Here is a 13714-nt window from a genome sequence, read left to right as displayed (position 1 = left end):
GTACAGGGCACCGCGGCTGTGCCATTGTTTACAGTGTTCACATCAGTTACCCACTGAACCGAGGACCCCATGACCACAACACTGATGGCTATCGGCACCAAGAAGGGCCTGTGGCTCGCCACCAGCACTGACCGCCAATCCTGGACACTGTCCGAGCCGCACTTCCTCATGCAGGAGGTCGCCAGCGTCGGCATCGACACCCGCGAGGACCGGACCCGTATCCTCGTGGGAGTGCTCTCCTACCACTGGGGTCCAACAGTGGTCTACTCCGACGACCTGGGGGCCACCTGGTCCGAACCCGAGCAGGGTGCCATCAAGTTTGACGGATCCGATGACACAGCGGTCGGGCGGATCTGGCAGCTCCAACCGGACTCCGCCGACCGCCCCGGAGTCGTCTGGGCCGGCTGCGAACCCATCTCGGTGTGGAAGTCGACCGACTACGGTGAACACTTCGAATTGAACCGCGGCCTCTGGGACCACCCGCACCGTTCCGAATGGGGCGCCGGGTTCGGCGGTGCCGCAGCGCACTCGGTGATCCCGAGCCCCGTCAGCGACACGGTCCACGTGGCCATGAGCACCGGTGGGGTATACCGCTCCGACGACGGCGGCGCGTCCTGGGCCCCCCGGAACAAGGGGATCTCGGCCTACTTCATGCCGGACCCCAACCCGGAATTTGGCCAATGCGTCCACAAGATCGCCCGGGACGCAGTTGAACCGAACCGGCTGTACGCGCAGAACCATCACGGGGTGTACCGCTCCGATGACAGCGGTGAGACCTGGGAGTCGATCGCTGACGGGCTGCCAGCAGACTTCGGGTTCGTGATGCTCACCCACCCGCGCCGCAGCGGCACGGCCTGGGTGATCCCGTTGCAGGCCGATGGGGAGCGGATCCCGCCGGAGGCGAAGCTCGCGGTCCACCGCACTGACGATGCCGGGTCCTCCTGGACCCGTCAGGACCGGGGGCTGCCCGACAACGAGTACAACGCCGTCCTGCGGGACGCCGCCGGCGTCGACACGCTGGAGCCGGTGGGCGTGTACTTCGGCACCCGCGGGGGCACCGTCTATGCGAGCAACGATGAGGGTGACTCGTTCAGCGAGGTGGCCTCCCACTTGCCGGACGTGCTGTGCGTCCGTGCGGCCGCCGTCGTCGGCGCCTAGGATGGCGACCCCGACCAGCGAGGTGACCGTCCTGATCCCCACCCTCCTGCGACCGCTGATTGGCGACCGGGCCACGGTTCCGGTGCCCACCCCGTCGGCGGTCCCGCTGGCCCAACTCCTCGACGACCTGCACCAGGGGTATCCGGTGTTCGCCCGGCGGATCAGGGATGAGACCGGGGCTCTGCGCCGGTACGTCAACGTGTATGTGGACGGGGAGGACGTGCGCCGGCTGGAGGGCCTGTCGACGCCGGTCCCACCCGGCGCCGAGGTGATGATCGTGCAATCGGTCGCTGGCGGGTAGCAGGACGGACGGCCGGGGAATGGATTCAGTTGATGAGGCTCTCGCAGCGATTAAGGACCCTCAGCGCACCTGCCTGCAGCGGATCGTGGCCGTCGCCCGTGATGCGGCGCCCGAAGCGGTGGCCGGGACCAGTTACGGCATGCCGGTGCTGAAGGTTGAAGGCAAACCACTCATCGGTTTCACCGTGAGCGCCAGGCACCTGTCGGTCCATCCGTTCTCGCCAGCCGTCATTGACCGGCTGAGTGCAACACTGGACGGCTTTGCCCTCTCCAAGGGCACCGTCCGGTTCACCCCGGAACACACCCTTCCGGACGAGGCGGTCAGGGAACTGGTGCTGGCACGCCGGGCGGAGATCCGCGGCACCGCCTGATCCTCCTGGTGTGGCAGTTCGGGCTGAGGGAACCGCCTGGTTTACGCTGTGCAGGTATCCCGTCCACGCCAGCAAGGAGCCGTGCAGCCCATGACCCGAACTTCAGGGCCGGTCGGCCAATTGCGGGGCAGATTTCGGACCGCGGGCGATGCGCTCCGCACGCAACTGTGGCCCCTGCCGGTTTCCGCCGTCCTGGTCGCCATAGGGCTGGGGGTGTGGATTCCCACCGTCGACGCAGCGATCGGCTCCGAGATGCCGTCGACCATCTCCTACTTCCTCATCAACGGCGGACCCGACGCCGGACGGGCCATCCTGGAGGCGACGGCCGGTTCGCTGATCACCGCAACCTCGTTGACCTTCTCCCTGACCGTTGTCACCCTCCAGCTGGCCAGCAGCCAGTTCTCCCCCCGCCTGCTGCGCACCTTTGCCGGCGACCGGGTGGTTCATGCAACCCTCGCCCTGTTCCTCGGCACGTTCGCGTACGCCCTCACGGTACTGCGGACGGTACGGTCCGGCGACGACGGTGACGAACCCTTCGTGCCCCACCTCGCCGTGACACTGGCGTTCCTGCTCGCTATCGCCAGCATCATCGGCCTGGTATTCTTCCTGGCGCATCTGGCACGCGAGATCAGGGCTGAAACGATCATGCGCAAGGTCCACCAGGAAACCAGCGGAACCATTCGGCGGGTGTACCCGGATGAGCGGGGCTCACAGGCCCCGGTGCTCCCGGTGGCCCCCGACGCTGCGGTGTGGATTGGCGCGCCACGCTCGGGGTTCCTCACCGGGATTGACGAGGAAACCCTCCTCGCGGCGGCGGTCAAGCATCGGGCGATCATCAGGGTCGATACCCAGGTTGGCTCGTCACTGGTCCAGGGCATTCCCGCCGCGGCCGGCTGGGTGCGCAGCGGGGAGCCCAGTATGGAGCCGGAAGCGGTTCAGGAGTTCCGCGATGACGTCGCCAGCGCGTTCACCTGCGGGTTCGAGCGGACTGCCGTCCAGGATGTCGCCTTCGGATTCCGGCAGCTCATCGATGTGGCGGCCAAGGCGTTGTCACCGGGTATCAATGACCCGACGACCGCAATCCACGTCCTCGGCCACACCTCAGCCCTGCTGTGTGACCTTACCCAGCGGGATCTCGGGCCGCGCGTGCTGCACGACGACGACGGCCTGGTCCGGGTGATTCTGCACCGGCCGGACTTCGCCGCGTTCCTGAATATCACCCTCGACCAGCCGGTGTTGTATGGGAGTGCCGACCCGGCGGTGCTGGACCGGGTGCTCAGCCTGCTGCAGGAGGTCGCCTGGCATGCCGCCGCGGAGCACCGGCCTGTCATCCGGGAACAGCTGGAACGGGTCGTGTCCGCCGTCCAGGAGGAAACCTATCCGGATGCGGTAGCGGCCCACCTCCAGCAGCGGGCGGACGAGGTGGAACGGGCGCTGGGCGGGGAGTGGGCCCCCCGCGGCCCGGTGACGGGCGGCCGGGTCTAGCGGGCCATCGTGACGGCGCCGCTAGAAACCACCACCACCATCCACGGCCATGTTATTGAACCGCGAGTAGTGGCCCTGGAACCCGACAACGATGGTCTTCGTGGGCCCGTTACGGTGCTTGGCGACGATCACGTCCGCTTCACCGGCGCGCGGTGACTCCTTGTCGTACACGTCGTCGCGGTGCAGCAGGATCACCATGTCCGCGTCCTGCTCGATCGACCCGCTCTCTCGGAGGTCAGAGACCATTGGCCGCTTGTCGGTGCGCTGCTCGGAGCCACGGTTCAGCTGCGACAGTGCCACCACGGGCACGTTCAGTTCCTTCGCGAGGAGCTTCAGGGCACGGGAGAACTCGGAGACCTCCTGCTGGCGGGACTCCACACGCTTACCCGAAGACATCAGCTGCAGATAGTCCAGGACGACCAGCTTCAGGTCATGGCGCTGCTTCAGCCGCCGACATTTCGCGCGGATTTCCATCAGCGACATGTTGGGGCTGTCGTCGATGAACAGCGGCGCATCATTCATCCGCCCCATCGTGGTGGCAATCTTCCCCCACTGCTCATCCTTGATGGTGCCCTTGCGGAGATCCTGCAGCCCAATCGTCGCCTCGGCGGAAAGGAGGCGCATTGCGATCTCGTTGCGACCCATTTCGAGGGAGAAAAAGACAGTGGTCATGTTGTGCTTGATCGCCGCGGAGCGTGCCCAGTCCAGGGCGAAGGTCGACTTACCCATGGCGGGCCGTGCCGCGACGACGATCATCTGCCCGCCGTGAAGCCCCTGCGTGAGCTCGTCCAGTTCAAAGAAGCCCGTCGGGACCCCTGTCATGCCTTCACCGCGGTGCCCGGCTGACTCAATCTCATCGACGGTGCTCTCGATGATGTCTTTCAGCGCGACGTAGTCTTCAGCACTGCGACGCTCGGCCACGGCGTAGACCTCGGCCTGCGCGGCGTTGACTATGTCATCGACCTCGCCGTCGTTGGAATAGCCGAGCTGGACGATCTTGGTGCCTGCGTTCACCAGGCGTCGCAGGACTGCCCGCTCACGGACAATCTCTGCGTAGAATCCGGCGTTGGCCGCTGTGGGCACCGACTGGATCAGCGTGTGGAGGTAGGCTGGCCCTCCGATACGAGAGATCTCGCCGCGTTTGGTGAGTTCGTCGGACACGGTGACGGCGTCAGCTGGCTCGCCCCGACCATAGAGGTCGATCACGGCTTCGTAAATGCTCTCGTGGGCGGGGCGGTAGAAGTCCACACCCCGCAACACCTCGACGCAGTCGGCGATCGCATCCTTGGACAGCATCATGCCGCCCAGGACTGATTGTTCGGCAACCAGGTCCTGCGGCGGGGTTCGTGTGAACTCCGGGGACCGGGTGTCCTCCTTGGAATCAATCTGCGTGAGGGACACCGCTGCACTCTCTTTTCTAGGTAACCTACCCCGGGAACCAGCTGCAGACAGATTGTCCGTCAGTGGTCGTATCCGGCCTGATGACTGATTTTTATCACCTGGTGCGGACAGTTTGGCCTCTGGGATACTCCGCAACGGTAGTGCCGAAGCACCATCCTGCCAAGCGAGCAATCCACAGTTCCTGTGGATTGACTGTGGATAACGCGGCGTGTCTTGTGCACAGGATGGGGACAAGGGTGTGGATAACAAAATAGTTATTCACCGAATAGGGCTCTGACCTGCGCAAACATTCGTTATGGGCTGTGGAGTAAATGTTCCTGGATACAACATTCATGCTCTACTTGCGTGTTGACAGATGCTCTCAAAGGCCGTACAGGACCGGGTTATTCACCAGCTATCCACAGCTTTCGGCCCTCTCTATGTGTGCCAGGACACATGTGTTTTCCCGCTGGGACCGGCCTATATAGCCCGCAGCGCACCCTGAACAGGCTCCCGTCGGCGGTTCCCTTACTTCATATTCCAGCAACGGAATACCTTTCGTGGGTAGGTCGTCGGCGGTTGAACGCGTCCGGACCAGGGGCAGACACCATCGGACGGGTTCACAGGCGGGCGCCTCGACGACGTGGTGGGATACTGGCTCAACAGACCCGACCGGTGCGGAGGACAGGAACGTGGAACTGCTGGTGATCACTGTGGTCGTCCTGGCCACCACCCTTGCGGCAGGCGGAGCGATCAGCTACATCACCCGCCGGGACCGGCGGACCCAGCCATCCACTCTCGATACTCCACCGCTTCCACCGCGTCCTCTCCGTCCGGCCCGAGACCTCCGTCCGGCCCCTGACTTTTCACCCCCCGGGCCGCTACCGGTCAACGAGACCAGCCAGGTCAGCGGTCCGCCGCCCGTTCCGGATCCACCCCCGCCCGCCGTGGGCGCACAGGAAACGACGCAACGCCCTGTCGGGGCGCCGGGCGGGCGGGAGGGCACTTACGCCGCACGGGAGGCGCTGCGGGCCAACCAGAGGGCCATGAGCGATCCCAGGCTCAGCACCCTTGACCGGGTGCAGGCGTTGATGGCAAGTCAGGCGTTCGCGTTGCATCTCACCGATCAGCCCGCGCTACCGCCCGATAACGACAAAAAGGGCCCCCGCGATCAGCGGGAGCCCCTCTAGTCGTTCTGTGCTACCAGCTAGTGGTGCTGAGTGAACAGCAGTGAACTAGTTGGCGACAACGTTCAGATCAATTACTGCTGCAACATCATCGTGCAGGCGGACGTTCGCCTGGTAGGCGCCGACCGACTTGATGTGGGCGGGCAGTTCGACCTTGCGCTTGTCGATGGTGCCGAGACCTGCGGCCTCGACAGCCTTTGCGACATCCTCGGCCTTGACAGTGCCGAACAGACGCCCGGACTCTCCAGCCTTGACGGTCAGCGTGACCGGCTTGGCGGAGAGAGCAGCTGCCTGCTTCTGCGCGTCTTCGAGCGTTGAGTGCTCGCGGGCAACGCGGGCAGCCTTGATCGACTCGACCTGCTTTTCGCCGCCCTTGGTCCAGGTGAGAGCGAAACCGCGGGGCAGAAGAAAGTTACGTGCGTAACCGTTCTTTACCTCGACAATGTCGCCTGCAGCACCAAGACCGGTTACTTCATGGGTCAGAATGAGCTTTGCCATTGGGTTGGGTTCCTTTCCTTAACCGCGGCCTGCGCCGGAGTACGGCAGGAGGGCAACTTCACGGGCATTCTTGATTGCCTGCGCAATTTTGCGCTGCTCCTGCACGGTGACACCGGTGACGCGGCGGGCACGGATCTTTCCGCGGTCGGAAATGAACTTACGCAGCAACGCTACGTCCTTGTAGTCGATGACGGTAACGTCAGCGGCCTTCAGGGGATTGGACTTTGGTTTGGGCTTACGAAGTTCAGCCTTAGCCATCGTGGTGCTCCTTATGTCTGGTGGAGCCCGCAGAACGATTCTGCGGGATGGGAACTACTTGGCGGGTGGCCGCTACCGAAACGGGCGGGCCTGCCGGGTAAAGAAGGGTTAGAAGGGAGGTTCGGACGAGTCCGGACCGTTGCCCCACCCGGAAGAGTTACCTCCGGAAGAGTTGCCCCCTGCGGGTGCGCCCCACGGGTCATCAGCTGGCTGCTGAGCCTGCTGACCGCCCTGCTGGCCGCCGCCCCAACCTGAGTTGGAGTTGTTGCCGCCGCCGCTGTTGCCGCCGAAGTTGCCTCCGCCGCCACCGCCGGAGCGCTGGGTGCGGGTGACCTTCGCTGATGCATAGCGCAGGGATGGACCGACCTCGTCCACCTCAAGTTCCATGACAGTGCGCTTTTCGCCTTCTTTGGTGTCGTACGAACGTGACTTGAGCCGGCCCTGAGCTACGACGCGGGTGCCCTTCGTGAGGGTCTCCGCAACGTTCTCGGCCGCTTCACGCCACACCGACGCGCGAAGGAACAGCGTTTCGCCGTCCTTCCACTCGTTGGTCTGACGGTCGAAGGTCCGCGGCGTCGACGCGATGGTGAAATTAGCCACCGCCGAGCCGGACGGGGTGAAACGAAGTTCGGGATCGCTGGTGAGATTACCGACGACCGTAATTATGGTCTCGCCTGCCATGGTGCCTCCTACTGTCACAGCCCACTACGGTGGGCCTGTCCTAATCTGTGAAGCTGAGCCGAAACTACTCGGCTGAGACCTTCTGCTCCTCGGGACGGATGATCTTGGTACGCATGATCGTCTCGTTGAGGCTCAGCTGGCGGTCAAGTTCGGCAGCGATCGCCGGGGTGGCGGTGAAGTTGACTACAGCGTAGAAACCTTCAGCCTTCTTCTTGATTTCGTAGGCCAGGCGACGACGTCCCCACAGGTCTACCTTATCTACGGTGCCGCCGCCGTTGCGGACGACATTCAGGAACTTCTCGAGCGAAGGCTCGACGGTACGTTCCTCGACATCGGGGTCGATGATTACCATCAATTCATATGCACGCATTTGTGAACCCACCTCCTCTGGGCTAAACGGTCACGGTCTTTCCGTAACAGGAGGTTCTATTTGCGTTGGACTGCCTGACGCGTCGTCCCAGAACGGGCACCGGCATCAGCACAGACTTACCAATGTTACCGGAGAATCGCCGGTGGGCCGAACCGTGTGGATAACTGCTAGGCGGTGGAACTGAAGAACAGTTCGGCTGCGGTGGCCAGGCGGTGGGGGTCCAGCGGTGAGCACAGTTCCCGGGCGGAATGCATCGAGAGCAGGGGCGTGCCGACGTCGATGGTCCGGATCCCCAACCGGGTGGCGGTCAGCGGGCCAATGGTGGACCCGCATGGCATCACGTTGTTCGAGACGAACTCCTGGTAAGGCACGTCGGCGTCGCGGCACAGCCGCGCCCAGTAGGCGGCGCCCGGAGCGTCGGTGGTGTACCGCTGGTTGGCGTTGATCTTCAGCAGCGGCCCGCCACCGAGGATGGGACGGTTGGCCGGGTCGTGGCGTTCGGCGTAGTTCGGGTGCACCGCATGGCCGGCGTCGGCCGACACGCAGAACGAGGCGGCCAGCGCCCTCCGCCGCTCCTCGGCGTCTGCCCCCAGCCCGCCGGAGATCCGGTGCAGCACGTCCTCGAGGAACGGGCCGCTGGCGCCGGATCGGGACGCACTGCCCACTTCCTCGTGGTCGAAGGCAGCCAGCACGGCGATTGGCCCGCCGGTGGTCGCCGTAGCACCGGCAGCGATCAGCGCCACCAGGCCGGCGTGCACAGAGGACAGGTTATCCAACCGGCCGGCCGCGAAGAACGCATCGTCCGCACCAAAGATACTGCCGGGCTGGGTGTCGGCGACGACGACGTCGTATCCGCCCACGTCCTCGGCGGCGATGCCAGCGGTGTCTGCCAGGAGCTCCAGAAGGTCAGCGTCGCGCGGGTCCCCCACCCCCCAGACAGGGTTCATGTGCTGCTGCTTGTCCAGGGTGAGCCCCTCATTGACCGCGCGGTCCAGGTGGATCGCGAGCTGGGGGAAGCGCAGCAGGGGCGGGGTGGAGACGAGGTGCTCGGCGCCGTCGTGGGTGACCAGCCGGCCGGCGAGCGCCAACTCCCGGTCCAGCCAGGAATTGAGCAGGGGGCCGCCGTAGACTTCGACGCCTGCCTGCAGCCAGCCGTGCCGGCCCGTGGTGGGCTTGGGCTTGAGCTTGAATCCCGGCGAGTCGGTGTGCGCGCCGAGAATGTGGAACCCCGTGACCGCGGTGGCGTCCGCCGGGGTGATCCAGGCGATCAGTGCGCCGTCGCGCACCACCAGGAATCTACCGGCCTGCGCGGTCCACGCCGCGGCTTCGTCCAGCCTCACGAAGCCTGCGGCCTCCAGCCGTGCGGCGCCCTCGGTCGCGGCGTGAAAACTCGACGGGGAGGCACCGATGTAGGCGCCGAGATCAGTAATGTGCTGGAGGGCAGTCATGGACTTGAGCCTACCAAGGCCTAGTAGTCCAGCCCCTGGCTCGGAACCACCAGGCCCGACTCGTAGGCGTACACGACCGCCTGCACCCGGTCCCGGAGGTGCAGCTTGGTGAAGATCCGCCGGACATGGGTCTTCACGGTGGCCTCCGACAGGAAAAACTTCTGGGCGAGCTCCGCATTGGAGAGCCCCTCGGCGATCGCGCCGAGCACTTCCCGCTCCCGCGGGGTCAGGTCGTCGAGCAGCGGGTCGGCTGGCGGGCGCGCCGCGTGCGGAGGCAGGGACCGGACATAGGTCTCCAGGAGGCGGCGCGTCACCCGCGGCGCCACCACGGCGTCCCCACTGGCAACTACCCGCACGGCATGCACCAGCTCATCGGGGCCCACATCCTTGAGCAGGAACGCTGAAGCGCCTGCCTGCAGGCCGGCGAAGGCGTACTCATCGAGGTCGAAGGTGGTCAGGATGATGATCCGGGAACAGGATCCCGATCCCGTGATCAGGCGGGTCGCTTCGATTCCGTCCATCACCGGCATCCTGACATCCATCAGCACGACGTCGGGCTTCAGGGCTGCGGCCATCCGCACCCCCTCCGACCCGTTGGAGGCTTCTCCGACTATGACGACGCCGTCCTCCCCTTCCAGGATGAGGCGGAATCCCATCCGCAGCAGCGGCTGGTCATCGACCAGCAGCACCCGAATGGGTTCGGCGGTCTCCGGCTGGTCGTCCGTGCTGGAGTGTTCAGGTGCTTCGGACACTGTCTGCTCCCCTGTTCGTGGACTCCCGGTCCTCGGGTAGTACCAGGCGTGCGTCAACGACCCAGCCGCCGTCGGGGCCGGGCCCGCAGTCTACGGTGCCGGAGTAGATCGACGCGCGCTCCTGCATCCCGGTGATCCCCTGGCCGGTACCCACCGACACCACGGGCCCCATGCTGCCACGGCCATCATCGGTGATCCGCACCCTGACCAGCGTGCCAGTCCGGGAAATTGCCACGTTCACGGTGGTGACGCTCTTGCCGTAGCGCAGCACATTGGTCAGTGATTCCTGGATGATCCGGTACACGGTCAACTGGAAGGCCGGATTCTCGGGCAGCCCGGGCCCCGATAACCCCAACCGGATGGGTAGCCCTGCCACCCGGAACCCGTCGAGGAGGGTGGCGAGGGAGCCTGCGGCCGGCAAGGGTTCAAGGGGCGCAGCCTCGGGGCCGACCCGCAGGACGCCCAGCACCCTGCGCATATCAGCGAGGGCAGTCCGGCCGCTGGCCGATAGTTCGTCGAGGACTTCGCGGGCGCGTTCCTGGTCGCGCTTCATCACGACGGCGGCACCATCGGAGAGCGCAATCATCACCGAGAGGGAGTGCGCGACGACGTCGTGCATTTCCCGGGCAATCCGGTTCCGTTCGGTGGCTGACGCGAGCTCGGCGTTGCGGACCGCCCAGTCCCGCAGGGCGGTCTCGTGTTCGCGGTCCCGGCGGATGGTGACCCCGAACCCGACTGCCAGGAGGTACCACATGAGGACAAAGCCCATCACAATCCAGATCAGGTACGGCGCTTCCTCGACAAACAGGGCGTCGACGAACCAGAGGGGGGTGATGGTGAGGACCGCTGCTGCGGCCAGGGCGCCGACGGCAATCCGAAAAGGGTGGCGGACAGCGACCGCGTAGAGCGCGAACCACACCCCGATCCCCACGCTCGCCTGGCCGTCGGAGGTCAACAGGCTCAGCCATTCGAGGCCCAGCAGGATGCCCAGGACCAGCAGGGGCCGGTCCCTGCGCCAGAAGAGAACCACGCCTGCGGCAATGACGGGCAGCAGAGGGAGCCACTGATCATGCAAGATGGTGGCGACAATCGACTGCGGCAGGCTGGAGGCCAGGTAAATAAGAACCACCACGGCGTCGGTGACCCGCGGGTGGTTGCGGAAGTAGCGCCTGAATGGGCCGAGGCGCCGTGCGTTGATCTCGGTGAAGGAGGCGGCGGCCGTTCGCTCCGCCGCCCCCTCCACCAAGGCTTTTTCACTCATGGAGTGAGCTTATCGGGCCGGTCAGGACCGGCTGGCTAGACGTCCCGCTTCTTGGTAACCACCAGGGAAACCACCAGCAGCACCAGGGCCCAGGCGCCGAGGACGAGTGCGCCCTGCCACTGATTCAGGGCTCCGTCGGCAATGGTGATCGCCACCATCTGCTCGCCGGCGCTGCTGGGAAGAAAGCGTGCGGCGTCGGGAATCCAGTCGGCAATTCCCGCCAGAAGGGTCGCTACCAGGATGGGCAGGATGAGCAACAGGCCAATGGTAGTGACCACACCGCCCGCGGTGTTGCGCAGCAACGTGCCGATGGACATCGCGATGATGGCCATAAGGGCAAGCACCGAACCGGTGTTGACGATGTGCAGCAGCACTCCCTCATCGCCGAGGCCGAACTCCAGCTCTGACGGTGACAGGATCGGCTGGGCGATGAGGTAGCTCACGAATGCCGAACCGGCACCGACGATGAACGCGACCACCGCGAACACGACCTGCTTGGCCAATAAGGCCGGGATGCGCTTCGGTACGGCCACCATGGTGGAACGAATCATGCCGGTGCCCCACTCGGACGCGATCAGCACCACGGCCAGCGAACCGATCAGGAGCTGCCCGAAGATCAGCCCGGATCCGGGGATGGTGTTGGTGATTGAGGTTGCGTCCGGCGCGCCCTGCATCTGGGCTGCCATCTCCGGGTCCCCCTGGAGATCAAGCAAAACTGTCGTCTGCCAGGCGAACAGTGCCGCCAGACCGATCATCACCACCACGGTGATGGTCAGCATCACCACGGTTGAGGGAACGGTGACCAACTTGATCCATTCCGACTTCAGTGTCCGGGCGAAATTCACACCCGTCCCACTGGTGGTAGAGCGGGTGGGGGTTGCGACTGCTGCGTGGGACATGGCTACTTTCCTTCCCCAACGGTGGCAGCCTGGGCTGCCTGCGGGAGATCATGCGAGTGGTACTCGACTTCGTCGCTGGTGAGCTGCATGTAGGCCTCTTCGAGGGAGGCCTGCAAAGGGGTGAGTTCGTAGACCAGCACCTGGTTCTCCAGGGCGGCCCGGGCGATGCGGTGGGAATCAGCACCGGTGACTTCGAGCAGTTCAGGTTCCAGTTGCTGCGAGGTGACACCGTCGCCGGCCAGGGCACGGATCAGTTCGGCCGGGTTGTCGGTGCGGACCCGGGTGCGGGCCTGTCCCTGGTCCGAGAGGATCTGTTCGATGGGCGCGTCGGCGATGATGCGGCCACGCCCGATCACGATCAGATGGTCGGCGGTCAGCGCCATTTCCGACATCAGGTGGGAGGACAGGAAGACCGTCCTGCCCTCGGAGGCGAGGCCCTTCGCGAGATGGCGAACCCACTGCACACCCTCGGGGTCCAGGCCGTTGACCGGCTCATCGAGGATCACGGTGTGGGGGTCACCCAGGAGGGCGCAGGCAATGCCGAGGCGCTGCCCCATGCCGAGGGAGAAACCACCGACACGCTTCTTCGCGACCGGACCGAGCCCGGTCATTTCGATTACCTCTTTGACCCTGCTGTTGGGGATGCCGTGCGTCGCGGCCATGGCCCGGAGGTGGTTGTAGGCGCTGCGCTTGGTGTGGACGGCTTTCGCGTCGAGGAGGGCTCCCACTTCGCGCAGCGGCGCGCGGTGTTCGGCGTAGCGCCGGCCGTTGACGGTGACGTTGCCGTCCGTGGGGTTGTCCAGCCCGACGATCATGCGCATCGTGGTGGACTTCCCGGCACCGTTGGGGCCGAGGAACCCGGTCACCTTGCCGGGGTGGACGGTGAACGAAACGTTGTCCACTGCTGTCTTGGAGCCATAGCGCTTCGCCAGGCCGTGTGCCTCAATCATGGCTGCGTCCTTAATATTGCTGCGGGTGCCCGGTCAATACTGGGCTTGCTTCAAGCCTACGGAGGTTGGCGTCCGGGCTCGCCGCCCCTTGGGATGATGTTTGATTCCGTCGGGTACACCTTTTGGATGAGACCCGCGCCCCTACAACACCCCGGTCAGGTACCGCTTGATGGTGGGTTCAACCAGCCGGACTACCTCTTCGTGGGTTGCCGAGGCGAGGGGGTCAAGCTTGATGACGTACCGCGCCATCATCAGACCGATGAGTTGGCTTGCCGCGAGCGCGCCTCGTACGTCGGCGTCGTCAAGTCCGGCAGCCACAAGGTTGAGGATCCGGCGCCGAAGAACCTCCCGGACAAGCGCGGCCTGGGTGTGTGAGCCCACCGCACCACGGACCAGCGCCAGCAGTGCTGCCTGGGCTGGCGACTCCCACAGGTTCAGCAGAGTAAGGATCAGCACTTCAGCTCGATCCTCCGGTGCCGCGCTTACAACGTTGGCGAGCACCTCAGCGGGGTCCGCTGGTAGATCAATACAGGCGGCAAACAGGTCGTCCTTCCCATCGAAATAGTGATGCACCAGTGCAGCATCGACGCTGGCAGCGCGCGCGATGTGCCGCAGACTCACGCCGTCGTACCCGTGTAAGGCGAACAGGTTGCGGGCAGCGGACACGATGTGTCCGCGGGTGTCGGAAGTTCCGCTTCGCCGCCCCCGCCGGACCC

The 13714-nt window shown here is 65.1% G+C and carries 16 protein-coding genes; 5 read left to right on the top strand and 11 right to left on the bottom strand.

Annotation, left to right across the window (positions count from 1 at the left end):
- The first annotated feature begins 69 nt into the window (after positions 1 to 69).
- From HMI58_RS02030 to HMI58_RS02015, 4 genes are all read left to right on the top strand, one after another.
- Positions 70 to 1158, top strand: a complete 1089-nt coding sequence (locus HMI58_RS02030) for an exo-alpha-sialidase (protein WP_171617955.1) — start codon at positions 70 to 72, stop codon at positions 1156 to 1158.
- A 1-nt stretch (position 1159) separates the two neighbouring features.
- The gene (locus tag HMI58_RS02025; RefSeq protein ID WP_171584813.1) at positions 1160 to 1459 is read left to right on the top strand and encodes a MoaD/ThiS family protein; all 300 of its coding nucleotides are present in this window, start codon (positions 1160 to 1162) and stop codon (positions 1457 to 1459) included.
- Between the two features lie 19 nt (positions 1460 to 1478).
- Entirely contained in the window at positions 1479 to 1829 is a 351-nt protein-coding gene (locus HMI58_RS02020; protein ID WP_171617954.1) for a DUF1801 domain-containing protein, read from the top strand.
- Positions 1830 to 1919: 90 nt separating this feature from the next.
- Positions 1920 to 3314, top strand: a complete 1395-nt coding sequence (locus tag HMI58_RS02015; RefSeq protein WP_171617953.1) for a DUF2254 domain-containing protein — start codon at positions 1920 to 1922, stop codon at positions 3312 to 3314.
- A gap of 21 nt (positions 3315 to 3335) precedes the next feature.
- Here the strand turns inward: HMI58_RS02015 and dnaB are convergent, their stop codons facing one another.
- Entirely contained in the window at positions 3336 to 4715 is a 1380-nt protein-coding gene (dnaB, locus tag HMI58_RS02010) for a replicative DNA helicase (RefSeq protein ID WP_171584816.1), read from the bottom strand.
- A gap of 671 nt (positions 4716 to 5386) precedes the next feature.
- On the opposite strand from dnaB, the gene HMI58_RS02005 reads away from it, so the two are divergent.
- Positions 5387 to 5884, top strand: a complete 498-nt coding sequence (locus tag HMI58_RS02005; RefSeq protein ID WP_171617952.1) for a hypothetical protein — start codon at positions 5387 to 5389, stop codon at positions 5882 to 5884.
- A gap of 45 nt (positions 5885 to 5929) precedes the next feature.
- Here the strand turns inward: HMI58_RS02005 and rplI are convergent, their stop codons facing one another.
- From rplI to HMI58_RS01955, 10 genes are all read right to left on the bottom strand, one after another.
- Positions 5930 to 6379 carry a 50S ribosomal protein L9 gene (rplI, locus tag HMI58_RS02000; protein WP_171584818.1) on the bottom strand — a complete coding sequence of 150 codons (450 nt, stop codon included), beginning with the start codon at positions 6377 to 6379 and terminating at the stop codon, positions 5930 to 5932.
- 18 nt (positions 6380 to 6397) lie between these two features.
- Positions 6398 to 6637: a 30S ribosomal protein S18 gene (gene rpsR / locus HMI58_RS01995; protein WP_005273147.1), complete on the bottom strand. Its 240-nt coding sequence runs from the start codon at positions 6635 to 6637 to the stop codon at positions 6398 to 6400.
- 108 nt (positions 6638 to 6745) lie between these two features.
- Complete coding sequence (locus HMI58_RS01990; RefSeq protein ID WP_171584819.1) at positions 6746 to 7318, bottom strand: single-stranded DNA-binding protein; 573 nt, start codon at positions 7316 to 7318, stop codon at positions 6746 to 6748.
- 64 nt (positions 7319 to 7382) lie between these two features.
- Positions 7383 to 7688, bottom strand: a complete 306-nt coding sequence (gene rpsF, locus HMI58_RS01985; protein ID WP_019482095.1) for a 30S ribosomal protein S6 — start codon at positions 7686 to 7688, stop codon at positions 7383 to 7385.
- Positions 7689 to 7855: 167 nt separating this feature from the next.
- Positions 7856 to 9136 (bottom strand): M18 family aminopeptidase, encoded by a 1281-nt coding sequence (locus HMI58_RS01980; protein WP_171617951.1) that lies wholly within the window; start codon positions 9134 to 9136, stop codon positions 7856 to 7858.
- Positions 9137 to 9156: 20 nt separating this feature from the next.
- Positions 9157 to 9888, bottom strand: a complete 732-nt coding sequence (locus tag HMI58_RS01975) for a response regulator transcription factor (protein WP_171617950.1) — start codon at positions 9886 to 9888, stop codon at positions 9157 to 9159.
- Entirely contained in the window at positions 9872 to 11149 is a 1278-nt protein-coding gene (locus HMI58_RS01970; protein WP_171584822.1) for a sensor histidine kinase, read from the bottom strand. Before HMI58_RS01970 ends, HMI58_RS01975 begins: the two co-directional genes overlap by 17 nt.
- Before the next feature lie 35 nt (positions 11150 to 11184).
- Positions 11185 to 12048: an ABC transporter permease subunit gene (locus tag HMI58_RS01965; RefSeq protein WP_171584823.1), complete on the bottom strand. Its 864-nt coding sequence runs from the start codon at positions 12046 to 12048 to the stop codon at positions 11185 to 11187.
- A gap of 2 nt (positions 12049 to 12050) precedes the next feature.
- A complete protein-coding gene (locus tag HMI58_RS01960) occupies positions 12051 to 12998 on the bottom strand; it encodes an ATP-binding cassette domain-containing protein (protein WP_171584824.1) in 948 nt (315 codons plus the stop codon).
- 141 nt (positions 12999 to 13139) lie between these two features.
- Positions 13140 to 13664: a TetR family transcriptional regulator gene (locus tag HMI58_RS01955; protein ID WP_345890606.1), complete on the bottom strand. Its 525-nt coding sequence runs from the start codon at positions 13662 to 13664 to the stop codon at positions 13140 to 13142.
- Between the last annotated feature and the right edge of the window lie 50 nt (positions 13665 to 13714).

The sequence above is a fragment of the Arthrobacter sp. 147(2020) genome (assembly GCF_013116715.1).
Taxonomy (GTDB): domain Bacteria; phylum Actinomycetota; class Actinomycetes; order Actinomycetales; family Micrococcaceae; genus Arthrobacter_D.
This window is presented reverse-complemented; position numbering and strand designations above follow the sequence as displayed.